Annotated in this window: 12 protein-coding genes and 5 pseudogenes; 5 read left to right on the forward strand and 12 right to left on the reverse strand. The window is 58.2% G+C overall.

The window, feature by feature from the left end; translation table 11 throughout:
• Window positions 1–156: 156 nt before the first annotated feature.
• The gene (locus tag BRA471DRAFT_RS10155; RefSeq protein ID WP_007606804.1) at window positions 157–1,260 is read right to left on the reverse strand and encodes a glycosyltransferase family 1 protein; all 1,104 of its coding nucleotides are present in this window, start codon (window positions 1,258–1,260) and stop codon (window positions 157–159) included.
• A 170-nt stretch (window positions 1,261–1,430) separates the two neighbouring features.
• On the opposite strand from BRA471DRAFT_RS10155, the pseudogene BRA471DRAFT_RS10160 reads away from it, so the two are divergent.
• Window positions 1,431–2,320: pseudogene (locus tag BRA471DRAFT_RS10160) on the forward strand (aldose 1-epimerase family protein).
• Window positions 2,321–2,330: 10 nt separating this feature from the next.
• Here the strand turns inward: BRA471DRAFT_RS10160 and BRA471DRAFT_RS39675 are convergent.
• From BRA471DRAFT_RS39675 to BRA471DRAFT_RS39680, 3 genes are read right to left on the reverse strand one after another with little or no spacing between them, the layout of a single operon-like run.
• Complete coding sequence (locus BRA471DRAFT_RS39675) at window positions 2,331–2,555, reverse strand: hypothetical protein (RefSeq protein ID WP_007606806.1); 225 nt, start codon at window positions 2,553–2,555, stop codon at window positions 2,331–2,333.
• Between the two features lie 33 nt (window positions 2,556–2,588).
• Window positions 2,589–3,452: an acyltransferase gene (locus tag BRA471DRAFT_RS10170; protein WP_341850302.1), complete on the reverse strand. Its 864-nt coding sequence runs from the start codon at window positions 3,450–3,452 to the stop codon at window positions 2,589–2,591.
• A 12-nt stretch (window positions 3,453–3,464) separates the two neighbouring features.
• On the reverse strand, window positions 3,465–3,740 hold the full coding sequence (locus tag BRA471DRAFT_RS39680) for a hypothetical protein (protein WP_231171085.1): 276 nt from the start codon (window positions 3,738–3,740) through the stop codon (window positions 3,465–3,467).
• 289 nt (window positions 3,741–4,029) lie between these two features.
• Here BRA471DRAFT_RS39680 and BRA471DRAFT_RS10175 point away from each other — a divergent pair.
• A pseudogene (locus BRA471DRAFT_RS10175) lies at window positions 4,030–4,845 on the forward strand (winged helix-turn-helix domain-containing protein).
• Window positions 4,846–4,849: 4 nt separating this feature from the next.
• Here BRA471DRAFT_RS10175 and BRA471DRAFT_RS39685 read toward each other — a convergent pair.
• The 5 genes and pseudogenes from BRA471DRAFT_RS39685 to BRA471DRAFT_RS40315 all read right to left on the reverse strand — a co-directional run.
• A pseudogene (locus tag BRA471DRAFT_RS39685) lies at window positions 4,850–5,213 on the reverse strand (lytic transglycosylase domain-containing protein); the annotation flags it as partial.
• A 16-nt stretch (window positions 5,214–5,229) separates the two neighbouring features.
• Window positions 5,230–5,982 (reverse strand): annotated as a pseudogene (locus BRA471DRAFT_RS36765) (IS5 family transposase); the annotation flags it as partial.
• A 66-nt stretch (window positions 5,983–6,048) separates the two neighbouring features.
• Complete coding sequence (locus BRA471DRAFT_RS10180) at window positions 6,049–6,255, reverse strand: hypothetical protein (protein WP_007606809.1); 207 nt, start codon at window positions 6,253–6,255, stop codon at window positions 6,049–6,051.
• Window positions 6,256–6,942: 687 nt separating this feature from the next.
• Window positions 6,943–7,257 (reverse strand): peptidoglycan-binding domain-containing protein, encoded by a 315-nt coding sequence (locus BRA471DRAFT_RS40310; RefSeq protein ID WP_341850303.1) that lies wholly within the window; start codon window positions 7,255–7,257, stop codon window positions 6,943–6,945.
• A gap of 311 nt (window positions 7,258–7,568) precedes the next feature.
• Window positions 7,569–8,162, reverse strand: a pseudogene (locus tag BRA471DRAFT_RS40315) (caspase domain-containing protein).
• A gap of 395 nt (window positions 8,163–8,557) precedes the next feature.
• Between BRA471DRAFT_RS40315 and BRA471DRAFT_RS10190 the strand changes: the two are divergent.
• Entirely contained in the window at window positions 8,558–8,767 is a 210-nt protein-coding gene (locus tag BRA471DRAFT_RS10190) for a hypothetical protein (RefSeq protein ID WP_050992598.1), read from the forward strand.
• 811 nt (window positions 8,768–9,578) lie between these two features.
• Window positions 9,579–10,757 carry a glycosyltransferase family 4 protein gene (locus BRA471DRAFT_RS10195; RefSeq protein WP_007606811.1) on the forward strand — a complete coding sequence of 393 codons (1,179 nt, stop codon included), beginning with the start codon at window positions 9,579–9,581 and terminating at the stop codon, window positions 10,755–10,757.
• 67 nt (window positions 10,758–10,824) lie between these two features.
• On the opposite strand, the gene BRA471DRAFT_RS10200 is transcribed toward BRA471DRAFT_RS10195, so the two are convergent.
• Both BRA471DRAFT_RS10200 and BRA471DRAFT_RS10205 read right to left on the reverse strand, forming a co-directional pair.
• A complete protein-coding gene (locus BRA471DRAFT_RS10200; RefSeq protein ID WP_007606812.1) occupies window positions 10,825–11,682 on the reverse strand; it encodes an alpha/beta fold hydrolase in 858 nt (285 codons plus the stop codon).
• Between the two features lie 60 nt (window positions 11,683–11,742).
• Entirely contained in the window at window positions 11,743–12,687 is a 945-nt protein-coding gene (locus BRA471DRAFT_RS10205) for a GNAT family N-acetyltransferase (RefSeq protein ID WP_231171086.1), read from the reverse strand.
• Window positions 12,688–13,350: 663 nt separating this feature from the next.
• Here BRA471DRAFT_RS10205 and BRA471DRAFT_RS10210 point away from each other — a divergent pair.
• Window positions 13,351–14,121, forward strand: a complete 771-nt coding sequence (locus tag BRA471DRAFT_RS10210; RefSeq protein WP_007606825.1) for a metallophosphoesterase family protein — start codon at window positions 13,351–13,353, stop codon at window positions 14,119–14,121.
• 113 nt (window positions 14,122–14,234) lie between these two features.
• On the opposite strand, the gene BRA471DRAFT_RS10215 is transcribed toward BRA471DRAFT_RS10210, so the two are convergent.
• Entirely contained in the window at window positions 14,235–14,573 is a 339-nt protein-coding gene (locus BRA471DRAFT_RS10215; RefSeq protein ID WP_007606826.1) for an H-NS family nucleoid-associated regulatory protein, read from the reverse strand.
• Between the last annotated feature and the right edge of the window lie 212 nt (window positions 14,574–14,785).

Below are 14,785 nucleotides of genomic sequence, written 5' to 3' on the forward strand. Positions count from 1 at the left end.
CGATGTGGTGATGTTGCGCCAAGCTCTTTGCGCGCACGATTGTCACTCGAAGAACAGAAAGGTTTGGCGGAACCATGCGCATGTGCGCGCGTTGCAGCCAGTTGCAAATTGTTTGTGCGAAAACCGATGCGCGCAATGAGCGAACTGCATCGAACTTCAAGCAGCGCTGGCAATGTTTGCCGGTGGTGCAAGATGATCGAGTAACGACTTCGCCGACTTCTGCCACGAAAAGAACGCAACGCGTTCCTGCTGCCGCTGGCGTTCCTGATCGGAGATGGCGCCGATTGCCAATCTTTCGAGCATGAGTTGCTTCAATGCTTCGGCATCATTGGCGTCAAAATACGCAGCGGCGTCGGCGCACGTCTCGACGACCGCTTCGGCAGTCGAGGCAATGACCGGGCAGCCGAAGATCATGGCTTCGAGCGGCGGCACGCCGAAGCCTTCATAGAGCGAGGGAAATACGAATGCCGATGCATGCGCGTAGAGCGCTGCGATCTCGCTGTCCGTCAGACGCCCGGCCAGCAACAGGCCGGAAACCCCTTCGCTCGAATTGTCTTGGAAGACCTTGCTGTTGTCGCCGCCGACGATGACCAGGGGAACGTCAGTTCTGTTGAGCAGCTCGATCGCCCGGATCGCGACGGAAAGATTCTTGTTCTTGGTCCTGGAGCCGACATAGAGGAAAAATTGCTGCGGCTGAATCCCGAGACGGGCAATGATGCCGGGATCCGGCTTCGTCCTGGCGAAGTGTTCTGCGCTATTGGGGAAGATCGGGATCGCTGTTGCCGACGGATTCAGCACCTCGGTAAGCTCTTTGCGCGAAAAGCCCGAAACGGTTGCGATACTTGCGTGCCGGGCGAGCAGCCGGCCCATGGTTCGGTGAACCGCCAGATAGCGCCAGTTGAAGAAGTCGGGCCTGCGAAAGACCTGTGCGTCGTGGATCACGACAATGTGGTCGTGATGGAACACCGGGCCGGAATTGGCGAGACTGATCAAGCGGCCTCCCGCAGCGGCGCGCGCCAGGTCGATTTGATCCCAGGCGTGCCCGCGCAAGCGGCCGACGGCGCGAATATTGATTCGCTCCAGCTGAAGCTGCTCGCTTGCATCCACGGGCGTCAGCAACTGCCAGTCTGCGTTCCGCAGCGAGGCGGGCGTTTGCTCCGACGCCAAAAGCACGTCGATCGCCTTGACGATCTCGGCAGCATAACGCTGAACGCCGGTGAGCTTTTGCGACAGAAAGCGGCCGTTGATGAAGAATTTCAATTGGCTACCACGATGGTTGATCGGAGTCCGGGCCGACCCGGCGGGGGACGAAACGCAAAGGAGCAACCATTAGGTACGGAAATATGACGCAGCCCTGCACGGTGGAGGAGCTCTACCTGCATGGCTGGCGCTGCCTTGCTGCGTGTGAGGTCGCGGTGTAGATGTCGGCCATGAGTGACGATACCCACTCCCTTCGCAGCGGCTCCCTCACCGCGACGGTCAAAGCGCACGGCGCCGAGCTCTGCTCGCTCAGGGACGATGCCGGCACCGAATTCGTCTGGCAGGCCGGGCCGGAATGGCCGCGCCATGCGCCGCTGCTGTTTCCGATCGTGGGGCGCCTTGCCGGGGACGAATTGCGGCACCGGGGCGAGACATACCGGATGACCCAGCACGGCTTTGCGCGCGACAGCCGCTTTGCATGGGCGGAGCGCGGCGAGAGCCGCTGCAAGCTGGTGCTCGAAGACAGCGAGGCGACCCGCGCGCTCTATCCGTTCGCGTTCCGTCTGACAGCGATCTTCGCGCTTGACGCCGCCGGCCTCGATCTGACGCTCACGATCGCCAACACCGGCAAGGAGACATTGCCGGCTTCGACCGGCGGCCATCCGGCGTTCAGCTGGCCGCTCAAACCCGAAAGCGCGAAAGAGGATTACGCGCTGACCTTTGCGAAGGCGGAAGCCTCTCCTGTCCGCCGTCTCGATGGCGGGCTGCTGCGCGCCGCCGCGGAGCCTTGTCCCGTCAAGGGCATGCAGCTCCCCTTGTCCGAATCCCTGTTCGCCGATGACGCATCTTCGACCGGATCGAGAGCGATGCGGTCCGCTATGCTGCGTCCACCGGCCCCTGGCTGAAAATGTCATGGCGCGGCTTTCGCGAGCTCGGGGTCTGGTCGAAGCCGTCGGGCGCGCCGTTCCTCTGCATCGAGCCCTGGCGCGGCTACGCCAGTCCTGCCGGTTTCGACGGCGAGTTCACGGACAAGCCGGGCCTGATGCATGTCGCGCCGGGTGCGGAAGAGCGACTGTCGTTCCGGATCGAGGTCGGATCGTCCCCAGTCGGAGGCGACTGATCGTTGGCGCTTAGACCTCGATGCGCGTGAGATCCTCGCCGAGCACAACCGGCCCCGCATAATCCTGCCTGACATCCGCAAGTACCATGACGCCGCGGCCTGCGTCGAACAGGATGTTCTCGTCGCGGAGCCTGATCAGCGTGGTCGTTGCCATGCGGCGCGGGTCCGGGCGCGGGCCGCCGGTGCCGAGCAGTATGACCTCGATGGTGCCGACTCCAGCGTCAGGAGTCTCCACAGTAGAGATTAAAACGGCAATGAAGCAAGCCGGTCAGCGCATGCCGGCCGCGGTGGCAGTAATGGCCGGCTGGAGGGTCGACCGGTCCGATCCCGCGGATGTCAGGCGGTGCGCCAGGTCCTGTGCGCGCCGTTCGACCAGATGCCATGTCGCGCGTGCGACGAGATAGCTCAGCGCGGCAGTGACGACATAGGCGATGAACAGCGAGACCAGTCCCTCGGCGACCGGCCAGAGCTGACGCAGGCCGTAGATCACCGCGAAGTGACAGGTACATCGAATAAGGAATTGCGGCCGAGCGCTTCGAGCGGCTGGAAGCGGATCGCAAGCTTGATGCAGCCGGCAACCAGCGCGCCGAGCACGAGGTTGATCATCAGATAGTTGAATTCGTGCGAGCCGGTGACGCGATTGGCGACAAAGGACAGCGCGATGAAGACCGCATAGATCGCAGCGTCCGACTTGGCAAATCCGTCGCGCAGCGAGAAGAACAGCGCGCATCCGACCAGGAAGACCGGCAACTGATTCAGGAAGCTGATGTGCAGCGTGGTCCAGACAAATGCCGGGGCCGTAATAGGCGGAGAACAGCGCGAAGGCCCACGGCTTGAACAGGCAGACATTGACGAGATGCAGCACGATCGCCAGCGCGACATAGAGATGGCGGCGCGATCCGAACGCGGTGATCAGAAGCGGAAAGACGAGATAGAAGGTCATCTCGGCCGCGATCGACCAGTCGCCGGGCACCACGCTGTTGACGCTGTCCGGCCAGAAGCCGTGCAGGAACGTCGCGGTCAGGATCACTTGAACAGGGCCGATGCCGTTGGGCGCGTTGTCGCTCGGCCCGGCGCCGTTGATGACCAGGTAAACCGGGATCGCGAGCCAGAACAGTGGCGCGATGCGCAAGGCACGGCGGATCTAGAACTTGCGCGTCGGACCGGTTTCGACGCGCTTCGTCCACATCAGGCACATCGTCATGGCGCTGACGAAGTAGAGCACGTTGACGCCGGTCCATCCGCACATGAAGGTATAGTCGACGGCGTGGATATGCGACGGAAAAAATTGCGAGACGTGGATCGCCATCACGCCGGCGATGGCGAGGCCGCGCAGGACATCGAGCGTGTGCGAACGGCCGAATGGCGTTGTGCCTTGCTCGCTTCGACCGGCAGCCAACCGGGTCTGCCCCTGCATCATGCCTGCTCCGTATTTCGCATTGTACAGGCGGGACCATAGAGGCGCGGATGGGCTTTCCGAAGCCGAAGGCCTTTTTACGTTAACCGCCGGTTGAGTCCAAAGCCGAATGTACGGGATCGGCGGCCGCGGCCGGCGCAAGGCCCTCTGGAGGGCAGTCCTGCGTTATGATGCGCAAAATGAGAAATGTGGGCCAATTCATACTTAATCCCTGAAGATCATGACCAATGTTGTTTGAGCATTACAACGCGCCTAATATTCCATGAGGCGATTTCGGGGGCTCGAACAAGTCGTGAATGTCCGTTCACATGACAGCGCGTCGCGCGGTGACTTGAATTTCCAGGTCGGATCCCAGGCACACAGGACACCGAAGACCGTGGCTGATTCCGCACTCAAGGAGTTGCGTCCCGCCGGCCGCGAGCGGCTGATCGTCGTCGAGGACGATCCGGTGACGCGGACGATGCTGGCCGGCTACTTCAGCGAGAACAATTTCGACGTGATCGGCGCCAGCTCCTGCGCGGAGTGCCGCTAGGCACAGCGCGCGCGCACCGATCTCATCTTCCTCGACGTGCAGCTGCCGACGGTGATGGCTTCGAGCTCGCCAAGGAGATCCAGCGACCAGCAACGCGGGCATCATCTTCGTGACGCGCCGCGACACCGACGTCGATCGCATCCTCGGTCTCGAGATCGCCGGCGACCATTACGTCACCAAGCCGATCAATCTGCGCGACCTGCTCGCGCGCGCCCGCAGTGTGCTGCGGCGGCGTTCGCTCGACCGCAAGGCGGCCCGCAACCACAATTCGATCGCCTTCGGCGACTGGATCATCGACCTGACCCGGCGCGAATTGCTCGGCGGCGACGGCAAGCCGGTGGCGCTGACGCGCGCCGAATTCGATCTGCTCGCGGCGCTGGTCGGCGCCGATGGTCGGCCGCTCAGCCGCGACTATCTGATCGAGGTCGTCAGCAACCGCCAGGCCACGAGGTCGACATCCGCACCGTCGATGCGCTGGTAGCGCGGCTGCGGCGCAAGCTCGTCGGCAGCGGCACGCCCGTGATTACGACGGTCACCGGCGTCGGCTACAAGCTCGCGCTCAGCGAACGGCTGTAAAGAATCAACGCGACGCCATGCGCTTCCATCGTGCTTCGATGCGCGCCTTGATCTGGCTGACCCTGGCCTCGTGCGCGGCCCAAAAGGCGCGGCTGGCGGCCGCGGTGCCCTGACGATTGTGGGCATAGACCGTTTTCGGCTGCGCCGACAGCTTCGGGCGGCTCGCCGGTTTGGCCGGAGCTACAGCCGCAACCGCGAGGCGCCGGATCCGGAACAGCCGCCACTTCAGTCCCCACCGAGGTCGAGTTCATGGCGACAAGACGGTTACGGGCGCGGTTGCAATAGACCTGCGACCGCGGGGTCATCGTGTCCTCGCCATGACCCGCCCGGTATTTCATGACGGCGCGGCAGATGTCCCCGCCGCCTATAGGCCGTGGACTCAAACCTAGCCCATAGGCGTGTTGCAGCCAAAAGGACGGCTGCGAGGAAGTTTTGGGCGGTCTTTTCATAGCGGGTGGCGACGCGGCGGAAGTGTTTTAGCTTGTTGAAGAAGCGTTCGACGAGATTGCGTTGTCGATAGATGGCGAGGTCGACCGAACGCTGAACCTTGCGGTCTCTGCTGGTGGGGATGTGGGCCCGGCCGCCACGACGTTCAACCAGATCGACAATAACGCAGGCGTCATAGCCGCGGTCGGCGACGAGGTCGCGATCCGGCTTGAGCCCTTCGATCAGCATCGGCGCGATAGTTTTGTCGGCTGATTGGCCCTGCAACAGCACGATCCGTACCGGTAGTCCCTGGTGGTCAACAACGGCATTGATCTTGGTGCTTAGTCCTCTACGAGAACGGCCAATGGCGTGATCCGGACCCCCTTTTTACCACATGCGGCGAGCTGGTGGGCGCGGATGATGAAACTATCGATCAGTTGCAGCGACTGGGGTGATTTCGCTGCCAAGCCTCGAATATCCGAAGCCAAACTCCAGCCTTCGCCCAGCGATTGAACCGATTATAGACCGTGGTGTAGGGGCCGTAGCGCTCTGGCAAGTCGCGCCACGGCGTGCCGGTACGCAATACAAAGAAGATGCCGTTGAGTACTTTGCGATCGTCCGGCCGCGGCCGGCCGTTCTTTTGCCTTCCGCTCCCGGCAACAGCGGACAGATGATTGACCACTCGGCGTCTGTCAAATCGAAGCGTGCCATCAAAGCCTCCATTTGGGGCCTTGAATCACTCCGCGTCTTCAACCTCAAGGGGTTTGGGCACAGAACCTAGGAGTTTCGGAAACGGCGATAACGCTGCTGGCGTTCTTCTTGCTTCTGCAGGCTCTCATTCCCGAGAATTAGCGGGACTAGTTCGTCCTTGACGACACGCTCCATCAGCAGTCGAACGAGCCTTGTGCGTGACACCCCACGATGTTTGGCGGCCTGTTGGAGATACTCAATTTCCAAAGGTATCACGATGTTCTTAATTGTCATCCGATCGTTTCCGCTCCCTATCCTTTCACTACCTGAGTCGTCTCAAAGTTTGTTGAGAATTAGTTCCGCGCGCGGCTTAGCCCCTCAAAGGTGAGGCGATTTGTGGCCTCTTGGACTTAAAGAATTAAACCGTATTAAATGGCGCCTGCCGGTCTGCTCCAACGGACGTGGAAAAAATGACGCTGGCAAAATGGTGCTGCAATGGCCATCGGAGACCATGACGATTTCCCTGGATCGCATTCGCGTCGAAGCCGATGATCCGTATTCGATCAGCTCGGCCTACCGTATAAACACGGGCGATGCAGTTGCGGATCTTGTGGTGGGCCGCGGGTCGCGTAGCTCCTTGGAGTGAGTCCCTTCACTGCGGTGACTTGCAGCCGGTCTCGACGCTACCCTGGACGTGACGCCTTACACGACCGAATCATCGCGCAAGCGATGGTTCTGGTACTTTGCTCAAACTGGCTTAGCGGAAGAGCTGCGCTAGGCATCCGTATGCCTTGTTGCGCGTCGAGTATCTATCGCGCTGTCCAACTCGGATTCGACACGGATGATCCTCTCGCCTCGTTGTTGGGGTTTTTGCGCCAACACTATTTGAATTTCACGACGCAGGTGCAGAACCTCTCGCAGAGATAGTTTGTCTACATCAATCATCATGGCCCAACCTCTCTTTTTGGCTTTTCGGACACTTCAACGGCGACCGAACATGCCGCCCATCATGTTACCGAAGAAGGCGTCGGGGCCACCCATGCCGCCACCGCCGCCATGAGCACGGCGTCCGCCACCGCCGGAGGAGCGGCGACGTGCGGGCTCGTCCGACTCGTCGGAAGCGACGCGGGTGGAAACGATCTCGGACTGCAGCGCCTTTTGCTGGAGCTTGTTGAGGTAGCCGGCCGCGGGATGGCCGCGGACAGCCTGCCAGCGCATGATGGCCGAGCGGATGTCCTCGTTGAACTTACCGGTCGCCTCAACGTCGAAGCCAAGGCCGGTCAGGCGGCGCTGCACGTCGCGGCGCTGGCTCTTGTCGAGACCGATCTGGTCCTCGGTGGTCTGGTCGGCGGTATCAGTGAAGGACCTGGGATCGACGCCGGCCGTGGAGTTACGGGTCGTCGTGGAGGGACCGTCCTGGATCGCGGCGATTCGGGCCAGCGCCAGCGACTTGAAGGTGCCATTCGGATAGTTGATGAGATAGGCGTTGAGTTACTCGACCTTGTTGGAGTCCTTGATCGAGCGCCAGAACTCGAGCTCGACCTCGCCAGCCTGGGCAACGACGGGAGTGGAAACAACAGCGTCCGTCCCGGTCGCAGCGGCCGGGTTCAGGCAAACCGGGCCGAGAGATTGGTGTGGCCCCAGGGCAGGTGCGCCTTGTTGGTCTCATCGTTGACCTGGGCGCGAACCCTGGTCATCGCCTGCTGAATCTCGAGGCCCGGCTGCGCAACGTCGGCGACGAGTGCGCGGGTAAACGGGCTGTTGGTCCGGCTTCGCCGTCGAGCGCGGTCAGGCCGGGCCGGTGGCGAACGCGATCAGCGTGCTCTCGCCCGATTTCATCTCGGCAAGACCGCTCGTAACGGTCACCGACCGTATCGCCTTGGCCGAACGGATCCTGGCCACGAGGGATTGTCACGGCAGGCATCGAGGAACACCAGCTTCACCTTTGCGTCGGCCATGGTCTGTTCGAGCGTGAGATCGACATTGATCGCCGCGCCGAGCTTGACGTCCATCTCGGCATCGACAAGCAGCAGGTAATTGGTGCCGTTCACCCCGATGCCGTGGCCGGCATGGAAGAACAGCGCGACATCGGCGCCCTCGCTCTTCTTTCCGAACTCGAGCAGCTTCGCCGTCATGGCGTCGCGGGTGAGATTGGCACCCTCGACCATCTCGAAGCCGACATCGCGCAGCACCCGCGTCATCGTATGCGCTCTCAATGTGAACGGGCAGGTGGGAGAAGCGCTGGAAGTCAAATGTGACGCGCGTCACATTTCCATCGATTATCGCGAGCGACCAGCGCCTTGAGCGGCAACCGACGTCTTTTGAACCCAAAAACAAGGCCGGTTTAATGCTCCCCGAGTTAGGTTGGAAAATAAAGTAAATTAAATAAAATCAAAGGGAAGGCGCGCGGGCCCCAGTAGGTAAAACTGTGGCCCTACTGGACTTTGATGCCAGCGACGGGCGACTAGCCAAACCGAACAAAATGGCTAATATATACCCGCTTTCCAACAAAGCCTTAGGTAGGCTGCACCCATTATTTCAGGGAGCGCCGTGGTTGTCGCCAACGCGGTTGAGTGGAGTTCTTTACGGGTTGCGTATGGATTATTCAGATTTCACAACGCCGAGCCTTCTGATGATGTACGAGGCCGCTCGCGGCGCTCTTGCAGCAGAGGAGCAAGGCAAGGAGCCAAAATTCAAAGTGCGTACGACGATGGGCTGGAAACAACATTCACAGAGGGTCGAACTCGAGCTGTCGAGGCGTCGTATCGTGTTTCAGCCGATCAGTCTAAGCGAAAGTCAGTGGTAGCAAAAAGCCGGTCGCGGGACGTTCGGCTCGGCTCCAATGAATGTTCGTCGTTGAATTCTCGCCACCGCGGTGGCGCACGGCACGACCATCTCCGTGTCTTGTTCCAATTCATTCGAGATTTGATTTCGCGCGGGCTACGGCTAACGACCGAGCGTTTGCGAGAAGAACAGTCCCGCTGCATGGCTCGCTCGTCGGCCGTGGCGGTTTGGGGCGAGGCGTCTCAAGACGTAAACTGTTTGATTTGGCCGCTCGATTGCGCCGCCGCTGTCGTCACGAACCGCGCTGTCCATCAATCGCTGGCTTGTCGGTAACCGATATCGAACGCACCAAGCAGATACTCTTCACTTACCGACATCTCGGTTGGCACCCGCGCGACTAAAGTGAAAACAGCGTTCGGCCATTTTAGGCTTGAGTGATCGTCACAAAGCCAAATGTGTACGTGTATCAGCCCGGTTTGGTGACATAGCCAATCTTGTCCCAAGTAGCTTTGTTGACGCGCAATTTGATTGCTTTCCATAATAAAGGGAGATTTGCAGTTGCTTTGCGCTAATTTAAACAGAAGCGTGGGGGTGTCACGCTCAAATCCATGGTCGCAGGTCCATTCTGAAGCACTGGAATCCTGTTGGTGCATAGTGGTGAAATATTGATGGTTATCGCCCAGCTCGGCGAACGGAGGTTGCCTTGCCAGAGGTGCGATTCACGAACAGATACGCCAAGACTATTGTTATCTAAGTAAACGCACCAGAGTAATTTTCGCTGCTGGGCAGATCAACTAAAAGTTTATTGAAAGAATAGGCAAGGGGATTTGGGTATGGCCTGCACGAAGTATTCGCGCCTTCCGTCATTGCGAATCCTCCACTACATGCCGACGAATTTCGGGATGACCGGCGTGGAGACATTCATACTCCAACTTTGCGTTGCGCAAAAGAGGTTAGGATTTCTGTCCACTATTGCAATTGATCTTCGCTCCCGGGAGGAAGTGGGCAGGATCGCCAATGAGAATGGAATAGCTGTCTTTGATCTCTCGGAGGGCGAGACATTGACGAGTGGCCGGCAGGGAAAATGGACGCAACTATTGACGCGCCTGCGTCGTGTACGGGCTCTTGGGAAATTGCAGCGGCTCCATGACGTCATGCATATTCACGCTGTCGGGATAGCAGGCCTTGAAGGGTTTCTCGCCAGTTGGTCCTCTCCACTTATAATCACGCATCACGCGACGCTAAGCTGGTATTCGAAATATTGGAATTTGGTGTCCTCCATTACCTTCTGGCTGGAAAGGCGATACGCGGATAGAGTTGTATTCCCTTATTCGACTGCAGCCGAGGAAATGATCGGGCGCGGTATTTCAAGAAGCCAAATGACTGTCATTCCGTTCTGCGTCGATGAAGCTGCGTTCGAGGGCGTCGCACTGAAGCCCCTGCCGGGACAGTTAACGTTGATCATGTCGGCGCGCATGTTTGGAGGCAAAGGCCATATGGAATTGCTGGGCGCCATGGGGCAGCTCCATTCCCAATACCCAATGCTTCGCGCAATCCTGATCGGTGACGGGCCGACGCGGCCAGAAATTGAGGCGGAGATCCTTCGCTTGGATTTGAGCGAGGTGGTCGAGTGTCTAGGACGGGTCGACCATCGGCAAGTTCCGGCGGTTATGCGGTCGGGACACGTGGTGGTATTGCCAAGTTATATGGAGGGAGAAATGTTTCCGCTTTGCCTGTTGGAAGGCATGGCGCTTGGTCTTCCCGCAATCGGCACTCGGATTGCCGGAATTCCGGACATCATCGCTGACGGCGAAACCGGAATTTTGGTCGAGCCACGTGATCTGACGGGCCTCGCACGCGCCATCGAGAAATTTATCGTTGACACCGACTTTCTTGAGCGCGCACGAATGAGTGCCCAAGTTCGATTCCGATCGCGCTATGGTGCGGGTGCAGTGGCTCGTGCCTACGCCGAAGCATACAAGTTGGCGCAAATGGGCTCAAAACGGATCTAACAAGATCCATTTGTTGCACGCGGTGAAGCGAAGCGAACTCTCCGGGTGATCGGCAGCGGTGGCAGCCTTAGTGCAAACTTCTAATTTCTTGGACCAGGTGAACGTCTAGCTTTTCGGCCACGGAAGATATTGATGGTTCTCTCATCATGTCGACGTGTCTTCCTGGAACGAGGTGAATAGCGACGCCAGCTGTCGCGCACGTACCCCATCCCATGGTCGGATCAAGATCGTGTTCCGGGCCACGATCTTGGGCGCGAAAGCAGACGACGCTCATCGGATGGGGCTTCGGAACGTAAGCGTGCCAAGCATTTATAAAGCCAGGATCGTCGCCTCTCAGCTTGGTGGGCAGCGGCCTTCCGATAGTCCGAAATGCTTTCTTGATCCAGGGTGTTAGCAATCCTCTGCTGCGGGAGCTAAGAAAGACGAGCCCGCGGTTGAGGAAGGTCTTGATATTGCCCTTTATCAAGTCACGGCCGTACTTTGTGAGCCGGTCATTTACATAGGTTTTTCGATAAGCCGTCGCATCCGCTTCCGGTAAGGCGGCAAGTTGGGCGGGATTCGGCGCGTCGAGCAGAGCCACCAGGCTCGCTCTGTCGCCCTCTATTGCTAATTGCGAGGCCATTTCATAGGCGACTAGCCCACCAAACGAGTACCCGCAGAACTGGTATGGACCGCTCGGTTGAACGGCTTTGACAGCACGAAGGTAGAAGGAAGCGATCTGCTCTACGGAGAAATGTTCCGTAAGATCGCATAACCATTCCATGTCGAGCCCGTAAACGGGCTGCGCTTGCGGTAACGCTGCAGCCAGGTCCCGGAAAATTCTCACATCGCCGCCTGAACCAGGAAGGCAGAACAAGGGCGGCCTGGCGCCGGAAGCTCGCAGCGATATAAGATATTGGCGGGGATTTTCGGCGCCGTCGAACATTCCGTAGCCTTACCTAGCGTCGCTTAAGACGACTTTCAGCGCTGCACGCGAAGAATATCATCAAGTGAAAAAATTGCTCTCGTTGCCGGAATACTGCGCCTTCACGTATTGGAGCGCGCTGTAGGGCATCCGGCTGCGCCGGACGACGAGACGCGCTTTCAGCTTGCCACCAAAGTTGGCCAAGAAGCGAGCGGTTCCGCTTGAGTAGATGCCGTCGAGGTCGAGAAAGAGCCCTAGCTCGTGTGCCCTCTTGATTGCTGACCATAACAACAGACTGATTGCGCCGGAGTCATGGGAATGACGGGAGCGCGTAGAGAGCAGGTAGTACATGGTGCCGTGGCCCCACACCAAAAAAGTCATTGCGATGGGCTCATCGTTTTCATTGAACAGCGACAGAATAATTCCACACTCGCGGGCGCGGCACTCTGAGAAAAGGACCGGAAAATTGTCAAAACCTATCCGGCTGGTCCGGCCGAAGGCGGTGAGATTCTTCAAGTAGAAATCGATAAAGACTTCCGGTTGGTCCAGTGAACGAACGTGATAGGCCTTTTCGGCGCGGCGTATGTGCTGCCGGGTCTTCAGATCCAGAGCGGCCAGGAGATCGTCCAGGCTTCGCCGGCAGTCGATTTCGAAGGTAAACTGAGGCGCAACCGAACACTTGCGGTCCTGGAAGGCAAGACCGTCAATCTTCGCCAAACCATCATCCAAAGATGGATCCAAGCAGAATTTGAGCTCTGATGTTGACGGCAATTGGTCGATTAGCTGCTGGGTAATTGCCAGTCGTCTGGTGAGACGCGTTTGCGGCTTTCCGTCTCCGGAATCGACGACGGGGCCAAGCACATGTGTGAATGCTGGCATGCGAAGCAGACGAAAGGGGCCCTTGCGCGCGAAGACGTAAGGCAATCGGCCAACCACATCGTTCCCGCGTTTGACAACGGATTCGTGAACGAGGCCGCCACTCACAGCGGACAACCACCACGGTTCGTGAAATACTGTGATCTTCAAAGTGAGTTCTTATTTGTTGCTGAAAAAAGTACGTGCCGACATCTGCCAATAATGCAGGAAGATTATAGCATCCCCGGTGTTTTTTTGACGCGTAGCGACGTTGCGCGACTTTTCGACGCAGGAATATCCTGATTGGGCTGTTAACCAAACGATTGTCTATTTAGTTGCTCGCGCGCTTGTGAGGTCGACGTCCAGCCTAAAATGGGGGCGCAAGTTGCATGTTCTTCCCGTCACGCGTTGGGCCGGGCAATTTGGCGGGATAGATATTGGCTTTTCGCTGTGTTATGGCTCGTTTTCGCCGTGGTGTGGCTCGTTGGCAAGTCTAAGGTGAATGCGAGGTATTTCATGTCGGCGCTCAACTTTGCTAGATGGCTTGTGAGGGGAGCATTCGTGGGAGCGGTTGCCGCCGCATCTATCCCTGAACCGATACGGGCTGCGGACGCAGCTCTCCCAATTCGGACGTCGAGGGTCGATCGTGTTGCTGGATACGAAGTACGGTATCCGGCCGGTAGGCACCGTCACGGGTGTCCTGACGGATACTCTTGCTACGCCCTTTATGGCGCCTATGGACCTTATGGCGGGCCGGCATTCTGGGGTGCGTACTCAGGCTCATTTCGCTAACGCCCCAGTGCGACCGGCATCTGAGCGGTTCGATAAGCTTCCATGTTGCTGAGGACTTTTTTTTCTCGTTTCGATAGGCGCGCGCGCCTGCCAAAAGGGGTCCGCATCTACGCAGTGGGCGATCTTCACGGCTGCGCTGATCTGCTGGCCGGTGCATTTGATCTCATCGATGCTGACTTGGCTCGTTCCAGGCCAGAACAGGCAATCCAAGTCTTTCTCGGAGACTATATCGATCGAGGCCCCGATGCGAAGCGCACAATCGACCTTCTCATTGACCGAGGGCAGCGGCACGAGACCGTTTTTGTTAGAGGCAATCACGAGGCCCTATTGTTAAGGCTGCTGGACGACCCAAAGATGCTTCCTAACTGGATTAAACTGGGGGGCATGACGACGCTGATGTCCTACGGAATAACGATCTCCGCCAGAGACGTGCTGCAGAGAGGACGGGAAGTTAGCGTCGCCTTGGCCGCCGCAATTCCTTCCGCTCACACTGACTTCCTGGCGAACCTCGTTCCTTTTTTCAGCTGCGGAGATTACTTCTTTGTTCATGCTGGCGTGCGGCCTGGCGTTCCGCTCGATAAGCAAAGCGAAGAGGATCTGATGTGGATTCGCGAGCCGTTTCTCAGTAGCGACCGAGATTTCGGCAAGGTAGTGGTTCATGGCCATACTCCAAGCCTGGAACCCGAGATTAGAAGCCATCGCATCAACATCGACACCGGAGCGTACGCAACAGGGTTACTCACGGTGTTGTCGATCCAAGATGATAAAGTCGAATTCCATTCGAGCAGTCGGTCGCGCCCGCCAAGATCTTAATAGTACGATTATTTTGCGATTGTACGCTCTGCCTGCCGGCCTCTCGGCATCGTGCAACAACCGTTGCAACGTGCACATTTTGTCAGCTGGCCAACTGATGCCGCCTGAACGATTCAGCTATCAGACTTCTCGGCGGCTTCGATCCTGAAGTCCTCAAGTTTCCGGCCGGCTTGAAGCGCGGCGACCAACCATCGAGGCATTTTGCCTCTGCCCGACCATTTCTCGTTAGGAGCTGACGGATTGTAGTATTTCGGCAAGACCTTGGGATACTTCCGCCGCCGCGGTTGCGTCTCCTGGCTCTCGCCAAGATCCGCACCATTGAGCTGCGCCAATCTTTTGTCCAGTTCCAGCTTTTCTGAAGTGATCTTGTCCGAGAGGATCTTTGTGAGCCGCTCGTGCAAGATCCAGAGCTCGTCAAAATTCATCGCTTCCAAAAAAGCCAGCTTGGTCATGCGATCTGAATCCAGCAAAGATGCGCCCTGTGTCAAAAAATTTGCTTTCCCGAAGAAACCGAGGTTTGGGCGACTTTTAAAACAGAACCAAAATCAAAGAGATTTTACTTAATTTTTTGCACATTAAAAGGTCTTAGTTTTATTTAATCGGCAATTTTTGCGCGCGATTTCAATTAGGATAAGGATTAAACGTCCGGCCATCCGCACGTAAA

This window comes from Bradyrhizobium sp. WSM471 (genome assembly GCF_000244915.1).
Lineage (GTDB): Bacteria > Pseudomonadota > Alphaproteobacteria > Rhizobiales > Xanthobacteraceae > Bradyrhizobium.

What these genes read in the sequence shown, in the direction of transcription:
- BRA471DRAFT_RS39680 (WP_231171085.1), bottom strand. Translation starts at nt 3,740, where the DNA reads ATGATGCAGGGGCAGACCCGGTTGGCTGCCGGTCGAAGCGAGCAAGGC.
- BRA471DRAFT_RS10180 (WP_007606809.1), bottom strand. Translation starts at nt 6,255, where the DNA reads ATGACAATTAAGAACATCGTGATACCTTTGGAAATTGAGTATCTCCAA.
- BRA471DRAFT_RS10190 (WP_050992598.1), top strand. Translation starts at nt 8,558, where the DNA reads ATGGATTATTCAGATTTCACAACGCCGAGCCTTCTGATGATGTACGAG.
- BRA471DRAFT_RS10195 (WP_007606811.1), top strand. Translation starts at nt 9,579, where the DNA reads ATGGCCTGCACGAAGTATTCGCGCCTTCCGTCATTGCGAATCCTCCAC.
- BRA471DRAFT_RS10200 (WP_007606812.1), bottom strand. Translation starts at nt 11,682, where the DNA reads ATGTTCGACGGCGCCGAAAATCCCCGCCAATATCTTATATCGCTGCGA.
- BRA471DRAFT_RS10210 (WP_007606825.1), top strand. Translation starts at nt 13,351, where the DNA reads ATGTTGCTGAGGACTTTTTTTTCTCGTTTCGATAGGCGCGCGCGCCTG.
- BRA471DRAFT_RS10215 (WP_007606826.1), bottom strand. Translation starts at nt 14,573, where the DNA reads ATGACCAAGCTGGCTTTTTTGGAAGCGATGAATTTTGACGAGCTCTGG.